Here is a 459-nt window from a genome sequence, read left to right on the forward strand (position 1 = left end):
CCGCCAGGTCCGCCGACAGCCGCTCGGCGCCCAGCACCCACCGGCCCACACCTTCGACCTGCGCCGGATCGAGCACGCGCAACAGCGACGGCACGATGCTCGCCGCATCCACGCCCTGCTCGTTGAGTATCCGGGTCAACGCCGCCGAGTCGGCACGCTCCTGCGGCGTGGCGATCACCAGCGTCGCACCCGACGACAACGTCACCGCGATGTCCAGCACAGAGGCGTCGAAGCTGAACGACGCAAACTGCAAAACCGCCTTGCCCGGCGCGGCGCCCAGGACCGGCCGCAGCGCCTCCACCAGGTTCACCATGCCGCCGTGGTGGCCCATGACGCCCTTGGGACGGCCCGTGGAACCGGAGGTGTAGATGACGTACGCCAGGCTCGCCGGGTCCAGCCCGACCCCCAGCGGCTCGGAAGACTGCTCCGCGATCAGGTCATCGAGCGAGTCGATGCGCA

At 70.2% G+C, this 459-nt stretch carries 1 protein-coding gene; it reads right to left on the bottom strand.

Going from position 1 to position 459, the window contains the following annotated elements; translation table 11 throughout:
• A partial coding sequence (locus tag QSK22_RS33330) for an AMP-binding protein (protein ID WP_285498488.1) occupies positions 1-459 on the bottom strand: 459 nt, incomplete at both ends.

This window comes from Actinomadura sp. NBRC 104425, assembly GCF_030269545.1.
GTDB lineage: Bacteria > Actinomycetota > Actinomycetes > Streptosporangiales > Streptosporangiaceae > Spirillospora > Spirillospora keratinilytica.